The organism is Mesorhizobium comanense, from assembly GCF_005503535.1.
GTDB lineage: Bacteria > Pseudomonadota > Alphaproteobacteria > Rhizobiales > Rhizobiaceae > Mesorhizobium > Mesorhizobium comanense.
Genome location: NZ_SCNN01000010.1, coordinates 150,844 through 165,222, shown reverse-complemented (window position 1 = coordinate 165,222; position 14,379 = coordinate 150,844). Strand labels below are relative to the sequence as shown.

At 62.5% G+C, this 14,379-nt stretch carries 13 protein-coding genes; 10 read left to right on the top strand and 3 right to left on the bottom strand.

All coding sequences use genetic code 11. The annotated features are described in order from the left end of the window. Window positions 1–18: 18 nt before the first annotated feature. Window positions 19–954: a choline ABC transporter substrate-binding protein gene (locus tag FFS37_RS18630; RefSeq protein ID WP_137932421.1), complete on the bottom strand. Its 936-nt coding sequence runs from the start codon at window positions 952–954 to the stop codon at window positions 19–21. A gap of 272 nt (window positions 955–1,226) precedes the next feature. Between FFS37_RS18630 and FFS37_RS18625 the strand changes: the two genes are divergently transcribed. After that, entirely contained in the window at window positions 1,227–1,838 is a 612-nt protein-coding gene (locus FFS37_RS18625; protein ID WP_137932420.1) for a thymidine kinase, read from the top strand. Window positions 1,839–1,844: 6 nt separating this feature from the next. On the opposite strand, the gene FFS37_RS18620 is transcribed toward FFS37_RS18625, so the two are convergent. Then, window positions 1,845–2,741: a DMT family transporter gene (locus FFS37_RS18620; protein ID WP_137932419.1), complete on the bottom strand. Its 897-nt coding sequence runs from the start codon at window positions 2,739–2,741 to the stop codon at window positions 1,845–1,847. A gap of 99 nt (window positions 2,742–2,840) precedes the next feature. Between FFS37_RS18620 and FFS37_RS18615 the strand changes: the two genes are divergently transcribed. The 9 genes from FFS37_RS18615 to FFS37_RS18575 all read left to right on the top strand — a co-directional run bounded on the left by FFS37_RS18615 (window position 2,841) and on the right by FFS37_RS18575 (window position 13,587). After that, window positions 2,841–3,698: a LysR substrate-binding domain-containing protein gene (locus FFS37_RS18615; RefSeq protein ID WP_137932418.1), complete on the top strand. Its 858-nt coding sequence runs from the start codon at window positions 2,841–2,843 to the stop codon at window positions 3,696–3,698. A 97-nt stretch (window positions 3,699–3,795) separates the two neighbouring features. Beyond that, the gene (locus tag FFS37_RS18610; RefSeq protein ID WP_137932417.1) at window positions 3,796–4,185 is read left to right on the top strand and encodes a c-type cytochrome; all 390 of its coding nucleotides are present in this window, start codon (window positions 3,796–3,798) and stop codon (window positions 4,183–4,185) included. A 274-nt stretch (window positions 4,186–4,459) separates the two neighbouring features. Then, window positions 4,460–5,548, top strand: a complete 1,089-nt coding sequence (locus FFS37_RS18605; protein ID WP_137932416.1) for a hypothetical protein — start codon at window positions 4,460–4,462, stop codon at window positions 5,546–5,548. A gap of 40 nt (window positions 5,549–5,588) precedes the next feature. Next, a complete protein-coding gene (locus tag FFS37_RS18600; protein WP_137932415.1) occupies window positions 5,589–6,734 on the top strand; it encodes a hypothetical protein in 1,146 nt (381 codons plus the stop codon). Window positions 6,735–6,758: 24 nt separating this feature from the next. Next, window positions 6,759–8,669: an AAA family ATPase gene (locus FFS37_RS18595; RefSeq protein WP_137932414.1), complete on the top strand. Its 1,911-nt coding sequence runs from the start codon at window positions 6,759–6,761 to the stop codon at window positions 8,667–8,669. 219 nt (window positions 8,670–8,888) lie between these two features. Beyond that, on the top strand, window positions 8,889–10,187 hold the full coding sequence (locus FFS37_RS18585) for a DUF6638 family protein (protein ID WP_171026328.1): 1,299 nt from the start codon (window positions 8,889–8,891) through the stop codon (window positions 10,185–10,187). A 103-nt stretch (window positions 10,188–10,290) separates the two neighbouring features. Then, window positions 10,291–11,415, top strand: coding sequence for a DUF2333 family protein (locus FFS37_RS18580; RefSeq protein ID WP_137932412.1), 1,125 nt, complete (start codon window positions 10,291–10,293; stop codon window positions 11,413–11,415). A 274-nt stretch (window positions 11,416–11,689) separates the two neighbouring features. Beyond that, window positions 11,690–11,851 carry a hypothetical protein gene (locus FFS37_RS35790; protein WP_171026327.1) on the top strand — a complete coding sequence of 54 codons (162 nt, stop codon included), beginning with the start codon at window positions 11,690–11,692 and terminating at the stop codon, window positions 11,849–11,851. Window positions 11,852–11,907: 56 nt separating this feature from the next. Continuing rightward, window positions 11,908–13,587 carry a formate--tetrahydrofolate ligase gene (locus FFS37_RS18575; protein WP_137932411.1) on the top strand — a complete coding sequence of 560 codons (1,680 nt, stop codon included), beginning with the start codon at window positions 11,908–11,910 and terminating at the stop codon, window positions 13,585–13,587. A 65-nt stretch (window positions 13,588–13,652) separates the two neighbouring features. Here the strand turns inward: FFS37_RS18575 and FFS37_RS18570 are convergent, their stop codons facing one another. Next, entirely contained in the window at window positions 13,653–14,297 is a 645-nt protein-coding gene (locus tag FFS37_RS18570; protein WP_137932410.1) for a cysteine hydrolase family protein, read from the bottom strand. Between the last annotated feature and the right edge of the window lie 82 nt (window positions 14,298–14,379).

The following is a 14,379-nucleotide window of genomic DNA, read 5'->3' as shown; positions in this document are numbered from 1 at the left end:
GCCGAAATCACAGTCGGCTCAGCTTCCAAGCGCGGTCTTGATTGCCGCCGCCGCGTCGCCGCCGTCGAAGGTGGTCACGCCGGCGATCCAGGGGGCAACCGCGTCGGGATGCTTCTTCAGCCAGTCGGTCGCCACCTTCTGGGCGTCGCCGCCCTTGAGGATCGCGTCCATCATCTCGCCTTCCATGTCCAGATTGAACTTCAGGTTGGCGACGAACTTGCCGACGTTCGGACACTCGGTCGTGTAGCCCTTGCGCACATTGGTCGAAACGGTGGCGGCGCCGAAGCCGCTGTCGCCCATGCCGTCGAGATAGGTGATCTTCATGGCGCCCATCACCGGATGCGGCGTCCAGCCGAGGAAGGCGATCCACTCATTGTTCTTCATCGACTGCTCGGCCTGCGTCAGCATGCCGGCTTCCGAGGACTCGACCAGTTCGAACCCGCCCAGATTGTCCTTCGGGTTCTTGATCATGTCGAGGATGATGCGGTTGCCGTCATTGCCGGCTTCGATGCCGTAGATCTTGCCGTTGAACTTGTCCTTGAACTTGCCCAGATCGGTGAGCGACTTGACGCCCGCATCCGCGACATAGGTCGGCACGACGATGCCGTAGCCGGCGCCGGCCAGGTTCTGGCTGATGGTTTCGACCGAACCGTCGGCGGTGTAGTCCTTGATATCGTTGGTCATCGACGGCATCCAGTTGCCGAGGAAGACGTCGAGGTCCTTGTTCTTCAGCGATGCATAGGTAACCGGCACCGAAAGCTGGATCGTCTGCGGCTCGTAGCCGAGCGCGGTGAGCAGCACCGAGGCGAGACCGGTGGTCGCCTGGATATCGGTCCAGCCGACGTCGGAAAGGCGGACAGCCTTGCAGCTTGCCGCATCGCCGGCATAGGCGGCGCTCGTGGACAACAAAGCCGCCAGGCCGAGGCCGGCGACGAAGGAATTCATACGCGACATAGTCAGTCTCCCATTGTGATTCTTTGGCGAAGCGTAGTTACGGTTTCTCAGCCCGCCTTGTTTCGTCAGCCAAACACCATTCTGGTGCGGTTTCAAGCGTCAAGGCAATCACGATCAACGGCGCGGACTGGCCAATCAGCGACACGGTTGACGCTTTTGTCGTGGCAGCATCCTTTTCAAGGGAGCCATCTTTTCAGAAGCAGGCGGGCTTTTTCAGGGGAATGCGGCCGGCGCCCCTCCCCGCGCGGCGCCAAGTCGGCTTAAAGAGTGGCATGGCCAAGCTCTACTTCAACTACGCGACGATGAATGCCGGCAAGACGACGATGCTGCTGCAGGCGTCCTACAATTACCGCGAGCGCGGCATGACCACGATGCTGTTCGTCGCCGGCCACTACCGTAAGGGGAACAGCGGCCTGATCTCGTCTCGGATCGGCCTGGAGACCGAGGCCGAGATGTTCCGCGACGGCGACGACCTTTATGCCCGCGTCGCCGAGCATCACGGGCACACGCCGGTGCATTGCGTCTTTGTCGACGAGGCCCAGTTCCTCGAGGAGGAGCAGGTGTGGCAGCTTGCCCGCATCGCCGACCGGCTCAACATTCCGGTCATGTGCTACGGCCTGCGCACCGATTTCCAGGGCAAGCTGTTTTCCGGCTCGCGCGCGCTGCTCGCCATCGCCGACGATTTGCGCGAGGTGCGCACCATCTGCCGCTGCGGCCGCAAGGCGACGATGGTGGTGCGCCTCGGCCCCGACGGCAAGGTGGCGCGGCAAGGCGAACAGGTGGCGATCGGCAAGGACGTCTACGTGTCGCTCTGCCGTCGCCACTGGGAGGAAGAGATGGGCCGCGCCGCGCCCGACGATTTCATCGGCTTCACCAGGGCTTGAGCCCGCTCAGGCCGCCGAGGCCCGCCGCATTGGAAACCGCCAGCCGAGCCGTACGCCAAGCGTCGCCACCGCGATCAGCACCATGCCGGCCGCCTGTGCCGGTCTGAGCGGATGCGCGTAGAGAACCCAGTCGATGATGATGGCGACGACCGGATAGACAAACGTGATGATGCCGATCACCGGCGTCGTCAGGCGCGGAAAGGCGGCGTTCATCAACACATAGGCAATGCCGGTGTGAACAACGCCGATGCTGACCAGCCAACCCCACGCATGCACCGGTACAGGCTCGCCGATGCCGGCGAACGGCGCGAGCATGACGATGCCGACGACCGTCTGGCAAAGCACGGTGATCTCCGCACGCTGCTGGCCGAGGCCCTTGGCAAGGATCGTGGCCACCGCATAGAGCAGCGCGGCGCCAAGCGTCAGCGCGATGCCGAGCGCCCATCCGGCGCTGGCCTGCGCATGCGAAACCACCAACCCGCTGGCCAGCACGACGCCAAGGAAGGCGCCGAGCATCCACAATATCTGATCGGTCGAGATCCGCTCCTTGAGAAAAACCACGCCGATGAGGACCACGAAGAAGGGCTGGACGTGATAGACGATCGTCGTCGTGGCGATCGAGGTCATGGCGAAGCCCGCGAAGAAGGCGGTCCAGCTCAGCACCATGCAGGCCCCGGCAAGCGCTGCAAGCAAAAGCCGCGACGGTGACAATGTCCGGTCCGGCAGATAGCCGCGCAGCAGGCACCATGCAGCCAGGAACATCGCGCCGAACACGCACCGCCAGAAAACCACGGTCACGGGATGTAGCCCCGATTCCGTGACGAAGGCGCCGACCGTTCCGGCGATCGTCATCGCCACCGCCAGGCTGGCGGCGGGGAAGCGGGCAGTTGGCAGGTCCTTCATCAAAGTTCCCTCGAGCGGATCGGGCTCATCAGGCCAGCGGCATCGCCTTCAAACAAGCGAATAGATTTGGAACATGCTATTCGATATGCTGATGGCAACATGGCAGCCCCGCTCGACCTCAATCTGCTGAGAACCTTCGTCGCCGTCGTTGAAAGCGGCAGCCTGTCCAATGCCGCGCCGCGCATTGGCCGCAGCCAGTCGGCGGTCAGCATGCAGATGCAGCGGCTGGAGGAGATGGTGGGCAACCAGCTTCTCGTCAGGGGGCCGCGAACGGTCACCCCCAACGCCATCGGCGAGGATTTCCTCATCTATGCGCGACGGCTGCTGAAGCTGTCGGACGAGGCATGGGCAAGCGTCACGCGGCCAAAGGAAACGGGCAGCGTGCGCCTTGGCGTACCGGACGACTATGCCGCCTTCCTTCTGCCTCCCGTGCTGTCGCGCTTTGCCGAGGATCATCCGCTGGTCACGGTGGAACTGATCTGCGAGCAATCCACCGCGCTGGTGAAGACACTGGCGGATGGCGGGCTCGATCTGGCGATCGTCACCCGGTTGCCGGATCAGCCGCTGGATGTGATCCGGCTGGAGCGCTTCGTCTGGGTCGCCTCGCCTAACCATGTCGCCTGGGAAAGCGATCCCCTGCCCGTCGCCCTGTTCGAGCCGGGATGCGCCGCCCGGATAAATGTCCTGCAAGCGCTTGGCGAAGCCGACCGGTCCTATCGCTGCACCTATTCCAGCGCCTCTTTGCTCGGCCTGATCGCGGTCGTTCAGGCCGGGCTCGCGGTCGCCGGCCTGGCACAGCGCAGCGTGCCGCCTTCATTGCGCGTCATCGGCTCCAATGAAGGGCTTCCGGTGCTGCCGGATCTGGAAATCGGCATCCTGCGGAACCCGCTATCGACCACGGCCGCTGTGGATCGGCTGCACGATTTCCTGCGCCGCGACCTGGCGCAACAGGCCTGACGATCAGGTGCCGACGCCCTCCCCGATGCCGCGATGCAGCGTTTGTTAAGGCCTGGGTCTTAAGAAGGCTGCCAGCCAGAACTCCCCGGGGTCAGCCATGCTTCGCACCATCGCGTCAGCCAGCATCCTTCTCCTTGCCTCATCTATTGCCGCTCACGCCGGCGGCGACCCCGTGGCGGGCAAACATGTCTTCAACCGCTGCATCGCCTGCCACGAGGCGGCGAGCGACCGCGACAAGGTCGGCCCACATCTGATGGGCGTCGTCGGGCGCACGGCGGGAACCGCAGAGAGTTTTCTTGGCCACTATTCGGACGCCATGAAAAACGCCGGCGCCGCCGGCCTGGTCTGGGACGAGGCGAACCTTGCAGAATACCTCAAGGCGCCAAGGCTGAAGGTACCCGGCAACAGGATGGCTTTCGGCGGCCTGACCAACGACGACGACATCGCCAACGTCATCGCCTATCTCAAGGCCGACCCCAAGCCCTGAGCGGCCATAACAGGCCAATTGTCGTCAGGTTTCAGGGCCGCGGACATCCGCATGCACTGATTGCTTTGCCGGCACGAAAGTTCAAAGACAGCTGAACTTGAACAGGCTCATAGCCTAATCACGCCATGACCACGGCTTCATTGCCTTTCAAGGGCGCTGCCGGATTTTTTGTTTTCCGGCCACCGTTGTCTTCACGTCTTTCAATCCCCTGACGCCCCACATATATTCGCCGCTGTTCGCAATCAGCGACCTGATGTCGAAGCGGGAGGCCCTTATGGCGACATTGCAGAATTTCGATGCCGAAATTGCCAAGACCAAGCAGGTCGTCCAGGACATGCGCTCCAAGATCGAGCAGTCCGGCACCGTGCTCGACACGCTCGCCACCGCCGACAAGAAGATCGGCGACGCCAATTTCGACATCGAGAACGCCCGCATCCAGGATGTGCTGAAGCAACAGAAGGTCATGGAAGGCAACATCGCCGACCTGATCATCGGGCTGGAGGACGCCACCAACGTCTTCGGCGCCGAATTCGAGAGCATGAAGAACTATTCGGGCTGGGAAAATTTCGTCGGCATCTTTTCGGCGCAGCGCAAGCAGCGCATGCGCACCGACCGCGTGCGCAACATGTCGCTGGCCGGCAACCTGCAGGAACTGCTGGCCAAATCCGACACCATCGTCGGCATCCTGAAGGCGCAGAAGGAAGTGCTCGACCAGCGCTACAAGACCTCGGAGACCAGCCTTTCGCAGGTCATCGAGCGGCGCAAGATCACCATGTCCAATCTGGAAGCCGTGCAGAAGCGCATCGAGGAGCTCAATCCGATGCTGCTCGACATCGAAAACAGGATCGCCGCTTCGACCACCCAGAAGGACCGCACCCAGCTTGAAGGCGATCGCTCCAAGCTCGCCACCGAATATAATGAAAAGCAGGCCAAGGAGCAGGAACTGCTGGCCGAGAGCCAGACGCTCGAGCGCTACACCTCGATGTTCCAGACCTTCGTCGATTCGCTCAACAACCAGATTGCCGCCCAGTCGACGTTGATCAACAAGCTGACCATCGATACCGAGCAGCGCATCGTGCTCTACAAGGCGCTGGAGGATTCGCTGAAGACCGCCGCGCAGCAGGACGTCGCCCACAAGATCAACACACTGGGCAGCCAGGTCGACACGACGGCCGAGGAAACCATGGCCGGCATCGGCGCCGCCTCGCAGAAGCACATCGGCGATCTCTTGGAGATGCACGAGAAGAACATGGTGGCGAGCGCCGACATCCAGCGCCGCAAGAAACTCGCCGACGATGCCTTCGCCCGCCGCTTCGACGAGGTGATGAAGAAGCACAATTCGGCCAATTACGTGCAGTCGTAATTGCCGCGCGCACCGGTGCGACAATCCCAGGGCCAATAGCATGACCCCCGAAAACGACGCGGCGGCGCGGTACTTCTCGGCGATCACGGCCGCGCTCAGCGGGCTGGAAGTGTTCATGCGCGACGACCGCTCGCCGCTCTACCGGCACGGCATCGTCGCCAAGATCGTCGCGGAGTACATCGCCCGGCTCGACAAGTCCTTCGCCTGCTGGCGCAACCGGCTGGGTTTCATGGACACGTTCCGCATCTCGCGCGCCGAAAGCGGTTTTCCGGTCTTCCAGAATCTGCTCGAGCTGGAGAACGACCGCCGCCAGGCCGACGCGCGGCTCGCCAACATTCCGCAGGCCAGCGAACTGCGCGAGGAGATGGCCGACTTCATCCTGCGCCGCAAGGAATTCCCCGAGGCGCTGCAGAAGTCGATGGCCGAGCGGCTCTATCTGGAGGACGTCAAGAGCGAGCAGACTTTCGGGCCGTTCACGCTGGCGCAGACCGTCAAGGTCTCGGTCAACCCAAAGACTGCCCGGCCCTACTACCTCGTCCACTGGGCGACGTTCGACGGCAGCGCCAACCTGCCGCTGGTCTACATGGTGACGGTTGAGGATTCCTCCGAGGCGATGATCCGCCAGCTCGTCGACCGGAGTGGCAAGCTCAATGAAAAGGTCGATATTCCGCTACCAGTCGATGGCCTGCTCAACCCCGAGCTTGCCCATCGCTTCGACGATTTCACCGAGAAGAACTCGGCCTACACGCTGTCCCCGGCGACGATCGCGGTCAATCTCGACAAGGATTTCGAGCCTCTGCATCCCAAGCAGTTGCGCCGCGTCGTGCTCGGCCCCTTCTATTCCTCGGGCATTACCGACAACAATTCGACAGTGACCGAGGTGCTGGCGAAGGTGCGCAAGCCGGAGAATGCCTGGCTGCTGACCTGGACAATCCAGGAGGTCTATTCCAAGGGCGAGAAACCCGGCCGCAAGGGCCTGTTCTCGAGCGAGAAGACGACGCAGGAATTCTTCATCAACACCGATGACCTGGAGGCCGCACGCCAGGGCGTGTCGAGCTACGAGAATCACGCGCTGATCCCGCACGAGGCCTACCAGGCGCTCTACGCCGCCGGCGAGGCGCAGAAGATCTTCGGCGGCTACAAGGTCCACATCCTGTCCAACGGACAGGTCATCTCAGATGTCTGACCGTCACACCACGGAGCACCCTTCATGGACACCGGCCTGACCACCATCCCGGAAGCAGCCGTCGAAAAGCACCGCGCCATGGCGCAGAGCTTCATCACCCGCATCGTCGTGCTGGAGGACCCCTCGCGCGAATCCGGAACGGCGCTCGCAGGGACCAATCGCCGCTTCGTCTCCACCGTCTCGGTCGGATCGGTGCGCCGCACGCGCGAGGTCGAGCTGGCCAAGACCGTGGCCGCTGTCCACCCCGACGACCAGTTGCTGACCATCGCGCAGCACACGCTCCTGTTCCGCGCCCGGCGCGGCACGGCGATAGCACTCGCCGTGTCCGATGTTTTCGCCGAGGGCTCCGATCTTGAAAGCCTGCAGGCCAGGAACGTACGCGCTCCGCTGGAAGGCGATGACGCCGCGACCTTCAAGAAGCTGCTTGCTGCCTCGGCCTACATAGCCGCCTTCAGCCTGTCCTCCTATCTGTTCCAGCTGATCGCCAGCGATGGCGAGGCGCCCAACGACATTGCGGAGCCCGACTTCCTGTTCGACACGCCGCAGGACGCGGTGAAGTCGATCCTGGCCGGCCTCGACAAGGCGATTACGGGCGCCTCGGACGATACCGACCTGATGACCAGGGCGCGCGCCTTCGCCCGCGTCGCCATCGACGGGCTTCTGGCGCGCAAGGGCCGCTTCGACGGCATCGGACCGTTCGAGAACGCCCATATCCGCATAGACGCCGATGATTTCACCCTCGACGGTTTCGACGTCGCGCCCGGCAAGCGTTCCAAACCGCTGGTGATGACCTTCAAGAAGCCGGAAGAGGTCGTCGGCAACCACATCGCCAAGTACCAGTCGGTCAAGCTCGCCAAGATGCTGATGGCCTATGATTTCGAGCGCGAATTGAACCCCTTCGTCGAACTCGGCGGCTTCTTGTTCACCTTCATCGGCGACGGCGCGCCCGGCACCGGCAAGACGACGCTGATCCAGATGATCGCCGGCCTCGTCAATGATTACTGCCAGGTCGCCGGCTACCCCTTCGCCTACGAGAATTTCGGCGTCGACCAGATTTCGTCCTACCAGGGCAAATCGGGCCAGAACTGCCGCCAGTTCATCAACAACGTGCTCAATCCGCGCGTCATCGGCTTCGGCACCATCGACGATATCGACCAGGTGGCGGCGCGCCGCTCCGATGACCGCGCCTCGGCCGGCCAGCAGGAAATCACGGGCGTCCTGATGGATGCCTTCGCGGGTGCTGCCACCGTGGTGCGCGGCAACTGCTCCTTCGGCATGTTCTCCAACTATCCCGAGAATGTCGACGATGCCCTGCGCCAGCGCGCCGGCGCCCGCTGGCTGGTCGACGGACCGCAGACCCGCGACGACTACATCGACATCTTCGTGCTGCTCGCCGGCAAGAACCACAAGATCCCGCTCGGCGACCACAAGCTCTACGCCGCGCAGGAAATCCAGCGCGCTGTCGAGGAGGCCTATGAGGAACATGAGAAGCCAAGGGAAGATGGGCTGATCAAGGTCTACGAGCGCTACATGAAGGAAAACGGCGCGCCAAAAACGATGGCTGACATCGGCACCTATCTGCACCTGATCAAGGACGCCGAGCCGCGCTTTACCGGCCGCGCCATCAAGAACGTCACCGACGCCATCAAGATGCGCGCCATGGACATCGAGCTTCCCGACGACTGGTTCGAGAAGCCGGAAGCCTTCATGCACAAGAGCTATGACGACAAGAAAGCCATGATCGAGGAACTGCGCGGACCGTTCTCGCTTGACATGGTCATGCAGGAGATCAACCGCTACGCCGATTCCGAATTCCGCTATTCCGACAAGTCCGACGACGCCGCGGTGGAAAAGCTGCTGCGCGACGCGAGGCTGCGCGAGCGGGCGGCGCGCGAGATGGAGGAGATGAAGAAGAAGGGGCTGTGGAATGCGTGAAAAGCGTCGACGCCCCCTTCTCCCCTTGTGGGAGAAGGTGTCGCCGAAGGCGACGGATGAGGGGTGTTCCAGCTTGGCACCCGCGGTACTCCGGCCAACACCCCTCATCCGTCTCGGCGCTGCGCGCCGATCCACCTTCTCCCACAGGGGGAGAAGGGAAGCCCGCGCCCCTCATCCGTCCTTCGGGCACCTTCTCCCCGTGAACGGGGAGAAGGAATAGTGAGCAAAAAAACCGATCTCCTCCGCGACAACGACCTCATCTACGGCCGGCTGCTCACCGTCGACGAGCCGCATCTCATCGAGCGCTACAACAAGGCGCTGGCCGCCTTCGGCCTCAAGCCGACAAAGCTCAAAAGTTTCCAGATCGACCGCACCGGCTTCTCGCCCGAGATCGCCGAGGAATGCGGCGACTATGATTATCTCGACCCCAACGAGGTCAATCGCCGCTTCATCATCCTGACGCCGTCGCAGATCGGCCTGCCGGTGGTGCACACGGCGTTCTCCAACACCTCGCAACTGATGTTCGAGTTCATGACCGCGAACCAGCGCGCCATCGACGCGCTGACCATCAAGGACGTCATCTACGGCGAGATCGAGGATTCCGTTCCCAAGGTCAACGACATCGAGGACCTGCTGTCGATCAACCAGGTCGAGTTCAAGGTGCTGTCGGCCGAGGATGTGCTGGGCAAGGCCGCCGAACTCGGCAAGCTGGTCGACCGGCTGAAGCAGGAGCCCGATGCCTGGCGTGACGACGCCATGCTGACCCGCATGGTGGAGCTTGCCAAGGTCTGCGGCGACATCAGAGAGAACGCGCTGGTGCCCGACCAGGTGATCTTCCGCCACAACGCCTACTGGACCAGCCATTTCGGCGGTCTCTATGTCTTTGTCGACCCCGACATGACGACGGTGATCAGCGATCCCGCCGCCCCCGGCTTCCGCCGCTCGCGGCCGTGGCAGGTGAGCTATCTCTCCATCAATGACGCCGACAAGGTGTTCAAGTTCCTGGCCGCGACCGGACGCATTGAACTGCCGCGCGCCTCCTGGATCGAGGCCTCCGGCTATCTGGAGCATCGCGCCGAGATGGTGGTTCGCGCGCTGATCCGCGATGCCGAACCCAACCGCAATCTGACCGACACCGACAAGGTCTGGCTGCAGACCTGGATCCAGAGCCATGCCGACCTCATCACCAGGGACGGCAATTTCCCCTTCCTCAACGCCGCCAAGCGCGAGATCGCCCAGTTCGGCCACCTCAAGATCGAGGATGTGCCGCCCCGGCAGCGCTTCCTGGTGATCCGCGCCAAGCCCGGCCATCCCGATGCCTGGCTGACCAACCGGCTGATTTCGGATTTCGTGCCGACCGACTTCGTCTCGCGCTACATCTTCAACAAGGACGGCTTCTACAAGGATTACGAAGGCTTCAGCGACGCCTGGCGATCGCATGTTGTGGACGTTCTGAAAACCACATATTTGAAGGACAAGGTGGCGTTCCGCGCGCGCCTCTATGGTCTGACTGACTAGAACGAAATGACCGTCATTTCGTTCAGACTTATTGTTTCGGCGCATGATGTTACCCAGGAAGTCTGGAACTTCCGGGCATCATGCTTTGAGGGGTGACATTGCCATGCTCGATCCGGTCGTGAACTTCTTCACCAGGATTTTCCAGTGGATCGGCCGAGGCATCGGCCTGTTGATCGGCGTCATCCTGTGGCCGTTCATGTGGGTCGGCCGCTGGTACACGCAACGTGGCTGGATCCTCAAGGCGGTGGTCGGCCTGGCGTTGCTGGTGCTGATCGGGCTCTACGCCAACTTCTTCTACGCCACGCAATGGTGGAACAATTTCAACCCCAACTATCCGGACGCCTACACGTTCGAAAAGCGCAACGTCTCCGCCGGCGAGCAGGTGGCCGCCGGCACCGGCACGGATACCGCCAAGACCTGCGGCAACTCCGGCATCGCCCAGGTGGCCGCGGACCTGACCGATTTCAATGTCAACCAGAATGCCTGGATCTCGTCGATGATCCTCTACAAGCTCGGCCTGTTCGGCATAAACTGGGACGACACGCCGTGGATGGACAACAAGGCCTCTTTCCAGCGCGGCATCAACCAGGCGGTGCGCCGCACGGCGACCGAGCTTGCCGACAATCTCGGCCGTGTGCGCACCACCTCGCAGATCGACTCCGATCTGCAGGATGCGCGCGGCAATCTGCAGTTCGACGAATACACCTGGTATTTCGGCCTGAATCCGTTCGGCCCCAAGACGCCGACGCCGAGCTACTATCGCGACGCGGTGCGCAAGCTGCGTTCGTTCAATGCCCGGCTCGCAACCTGCCAGGCCACATTCGATGCCCGTGCCGACAATCTGAAGCAATATATCGATCGCATCGCCAGCGACATCGGCTCGACCTCGGCCATCCTCAAGGAACGCGCCGAGAACCACAACAACGGCTGGTTCGACTTCCGCGCCGACGACCGCTACTGGTTCGCCTATGGCCAGCTTTACGCCTATTACGGGCTGATGAAGGGTGCGCAGGCCGACTTCGAGGACGTCATCAAGGAAAAGCACCTGCAGAGCCTGTGGGACACGATGGACGCGCAGTTCGTCTCCGCGTTGAAGATCCAGCCCTTCATCATCGCCAATGGCCGCGAGGACGGCTGGCTGCTGCCGACGCATCTGACGACCATGGGCTTCTATGTGCTGCGGGTACGCTCCAACATGGTCGAAATCAGCAACGTGCTGACGCAGTAGGCCGCTCGGACACAATGCATGTCGCCCAAGAGTGGTCCCGGTTTTTGGACAACGACATGCATAAAAACAAAAGGCTAAAGCGCGATGCGCCTTAGCCAGGCGATGGCGGATTTGCGCCGTGGCCTCTGTCGCATTCCGTGCATTGTGCGGCTGTTTTGAGACGGCGGAAGCGCCCCCGCTCTGGCTTCTATACGGCGCGGCAAGCGGAGCCAGAAACAACCGGGGAACGGTCGGCCGGCCGCAGAGGAATTTTCTCTATAGGAAACATAGTTGCATGAAAGTTGACGCCACGGCAGCGACAGGGTTAGATGCCCGCGCGTCCGGTTCCAGCCTTCTTGCCACAGAGCAATTCCAGGAAAAGTGTGAAGCGGTTTTCCGTCCGGGATTGCGTCGAAACAAAGAGTTGGAGCAGATCGCCGTTTCCCTGAAACGGTGAACTGCTCTAGAAATCAACCCCGTCCCCTCCACCGACCAATCCAGAGGAAAGCCGTCATGGCCGAAGTGAAGTCCGACATCGAGATCGCGCGCGGCGCCAAGAAGAAGCAGATCCAGGAGATCGGCCAGAAGATCGGCATTCCGACCGAACACCTCCTGCCCTATGGCCACGACAAGGCCAAGATATCGGCCGAGTTCATCAAGTCGGTGAAGGGCAACAAGGACGGCAAGCTGATCCTGGTCACCGCCATCAACCCGACGCCGGCGGGCGAAGGCAAGACCACCACCACGGTCGGCCTCGGCGACGGTTTGAACCGGATCGGCAAGAAGGCCATCGTCTGCATTCGCGAGGCCTCGCTCGGCCCGAATTTCGGCGTCAAGGGTGGTGCTGCCGGCGGCGGCTACGCGCAGGTCGTGCCGATGGAGGACATGAACCTCCATTTCACCGGCGACTTCCACGCCATCACCACGGCGCACAATCTGCTTTCGGCGCTGATCGACAACCATATCTATTGGGGCAATGAACTCGGCATCGACACGCGCCGCGTCGCCTGGCGCCGTGTCATGGACATGAACGACCGCGCGCTGCGCGAGATCATCTGCTCGCTCGGCGGCGTCGCCAACGGCTATCCGCGCGAGGCCGGCTTCGACATCACCGTGGCCTCGGAAGTCATGGCGATCCTGTGCCTCGCAACCGATCTCAAGGACCTTGAAAAGCGCCTCGGCGACATCATCGTCGCGTACCGCCGCGACAAGACGCCGGTCTACGCCCGCGACCTCAAGGCAGACGGCGCCATGGCCGTTCTGCTCAAGGACGCCATGCAGCCCAACCTGGTGCAGACGCTGGAAAACAATCCGGCCTTCGTGCATGGCGGCCCGTTCGCCAACATCGCGCATGGCTGCAACTCGGTCGTCGCCACCACGACCGCGCTGAAGCTCGCCGACTACGTCGTCACCGAAGCCGGCTTCGGCGCCGACCTTGGTGCTGAAAAGTTCTTCGACATCAAGTGCCGTAAGGCGGGCTTGAAGCCGGCGGCGGCCGTCATCGTCGCCACCGTGCGTGCCATGAAGATGAATGGCGGCGTCAAGAAGGAAGACCTCGGCAAGGAAAACATCGAGGCGGTGAAGAAGGGCTGCGCCAACCTCGGCCGCCACATCGAGAACGTGAAGCAGTTCGGCGTGCCGGCGGTGGTCGCCATCAACCACTTCTATTCCGACACCGACGCCGAAATCCAGGCGCTCAAGGATTATGTCGCCGCGATGGGCGAAGAGGCGATCCTGTGCAAGCACTGGGCCAACGGCTCGGCCGGCATCGAGGACCTCGCCAACAAGGTGGTGGCGCTGGCCGAATCCGGCGCCTCGCAGTTCGCGCCGCTCTATCCCGACGCCATGCCGCTGTTCGAGAAGGTCAACACTATCGTCCAGCGCATCTATCGCGGCTCGGAAGCGATCGCCGACAAGTCGGTGCGCGACCAGCTCAAGGCCTGGGAAGACGCCGGCTTCGGCAATCTGCCGGTCTGCATGGCCAAGACCCAGTACTCCTTCTCGACCGACCCGAACCTGCGCGGCGCGCCGACTGGCCACACCGTGCCGGTGCGCGAGGTCCGGCTCTCGGCGGGCGCCGGCTTCGTCGTCATCATCTGCGGCGAGGTCATGACCATGCCCGGCCTGCCCAAGGCGCCGTCCTCGGAAAAGATCTTCCTCAACGAGGCCGGCCAGATCGAAGGCCTGTTCTGATCTTCTTGTCTCGACAACAGAAAGGGCGCCGCAGCGATGCGGCGCCCCTTTTTTTTTAGCATCCTCTAAGCGGCGCTGCGTGCCAGCGCCCGCTGGTTTGACGCGTAGATCGTATCGCGCTCGGGCAAGGCGCCTGTCTTCAGGCAGTCGACCCACTCGGCGGTCTTGAGCACGGCGGCGAAGCGCGACTGCAGGATGATGGTGACCACGCGGTGGATCTCCTCGGCCGAGGCATAGCCGGCGCTGTTGGCGTAAGGCACCGAACCCGTCGCGTCCGACAGGAACTCCACCGCAAAGCCCATATGAACGGCATGGATGATGGTCGACAGGTCGCAATTATGCGTCATGTAGCCGACCACCGTGATCGTATCGATGGCATTGGCGCGCAGCCATGCTTCAAGGTCCGTACCGGTGAAGGCCGAAGGCAGGACCTTCTCGACATAATGGTCGCGGGCACGCCTGGCGATCTCGGGATGCAACTCGCCGCCATGACTGCCCCTGGCGAAGATCGGCGAGGTCTCCGGCGCCATCTGCTTGACGACCACGACCTTGATGCCGGCAGCGGCAGCGGCGTCCATGGCGCGCGCCACATTGACGATGCTGTCGCGGAACGGCGGATGCTGGATGGCGAGGCTGCCGCCATCATAATCGTTCTGAACATCGATAACGACGAGCGCCCGGCGCGGCGTGGTGTTGGCTGGGTCAGACATGGTGCTTCCTCTCAAGACTTGAATTGGATGACCCGAAAATAGGCTGCTTACCGTCGCCCCAAAAGTGGCCCGATTGACATCA